Source organism: Klebsiella sp. S69 (assembly GCF_016516145.1).
Lineage (GTDB): Bacteria > Pseudomonadota > Gammaproteobacteria > Enterobacterales > Enterobacteriaceae > Klebsiella > Klebsiella oxytoca.
On the sequence record NZ_JACVUU010000078.1, the window covers coordinates 1 to 753 of the forward strand.

Genomic DNA, 753 nt, shown 5'->3' on the forward strand with positions numbered 1-753 from the left:
GCCGGGAACGTCAGCGAGCGTTCCCCGGCGTTTGAGCTGACGGTGGATACAGTTGTGACTCCGGTCAGCGATCTGCAGGTGACCGACGATGTGGCCGGGCACACCGGCTCCCTGACCAGCGGCGATCTGACCAACGACGCCACGCCGGCCCTGAGCGGTACCGCCGAGGCGGGGGCCACAGTCACGATCTACGACGGCGACACCGTACTGGGTACGGTGGTTGCCGGGGAGGACGGACGCTGGAGCTTCACGCCGGATACCCTGAACGAGGGCGACCACAGCCTGAGCACCACGGTGACGGACAAGGCCGGGAACGTCAGCGAGCGTTCCCCGGCGTTTGAAATTACAGTGGACACGACGGTGACTCCGGTCAGCGGTCTGCAGGTGACCGACGACGTGGCCGGGCATACCGGCCCGCTGGCCAGCGGCGATCTGACCAACGACGCCACGCCGGCCCTGAGCGGTACCGCCGAGGCGGGGGCCACAGTCACGATCTACGACGGCGACACCGTACTGGGTACGGTGGTTGCCGGGGAGGACGGACGCTGGAGTTACACCCCTGATGCACTGGATGAAGGCAGCCACAGCCTGAGCACCACCGTGACCGACAAGGCCGGAAACGTCAGCGAGCGTTCCCCGGCGTTTGAGCTGACGGTGGACACAGTCGTGACTCCGGTCAGCGATCTGCTGGTGACCGACGATGTGGCCGGGCATACCGGCCCGCTGACCAGCGGCGATCTGACCAACGACGCC

Annotated in this window: 1 protein-coding gene; it reads left to right on the forward strand. The window is 67.1% G+C overall.

What is annotated here, in order from left to right; all coding sequences use genetic code 11:
* The coding region (locus IAE27_RS29295) for an Ig-like domain-containing protein (protein WP_200093428.1) at positions 1 to 753 on the forward strand (753 nt) is incomplete at both ends.